Source organism: Paraglaciecola polaris LMG 21857, from assembly GCF_000315055.1.
Taxonomy (GTDB): Bacteria; Pseudomonadota; Gammaproteobacteria; order Enterobacterales; family Alteromonadaceae; genus Paraglaciecola; species Paraglaciecola polaris.
Genome location: NZ_BAER01000108.1, coordinates 1 through 644, shown reverse-complemented (window position 1 = coordinate 644; position 644 = coordinate 1). Strand labels below are relative to the sequence as shown.

Annotated in this window: 1 protein-coding gene; it reads right to left on the bottom strand. The window is 34.9% G+C overall.

What is annotated here, in order from left to right; translation table 11 throughout:
• Nucleotides 1-219: HvfA family oxazolone/thioamide-modified RiPP metallophore (locus GPLA_RS16990; protein WP_040515199.1), on the bottom strand; the 219-nt coding region annotated here is incomplete at its 3' end.
• Nucleotides 220-644: the final 425 nt, after the last annotated feature.

Genomic DNA, 644 nt, shown 5'->3' with positions numbered 1-644 from the left:
ATCGCCACCACACTTACCTTCTTTCGTCATTTTTTCGGCTTTATCGCCACCGCATTTACCTTCACCACATTTACCTTCTGCGGCTTCTTGCATATAACCAGACTCTAGAGTCTGCATACCGAAAGGCGCTGCATTAGCTTGAAAACTCATAGAAGCCAAAGAGCCAAGTACAACAGCGCCGATTGCGGTTGCGATAGTAGTCTGTTTAATTTGTTTCATATCTGACACCTTAATTGATTTTTAGAATATTAATGTTGTTCACGAATGTATAGACCTAGGCTTGTTTAAGAATATTTCATTGGCACAAATATTTTTTTCATCAACAATTAATCTTTAGTAATAAAACTTAACGAATATCCAGTGTAGCCCATCATGTACGCTCCGATCAGAATAATTGTAATGAAAATTAATGAGTATATTAAACAGATAGTTAAGGGCATCAATTCAAACTTTAGTGACTTAATCAACAACGATTACCGCTAATGCCGATTATGCCGATTATGATGCAGCAAAGATAATCTAAAATTAAAGGAGCGGACATTACAACAGAGAAATATTTACAATCACAGTATAAAAAACAAGCAACTTATACCAATCACCTTAAATTTAAGATCTAATGACAGTATTATTAGCTGACATAACAG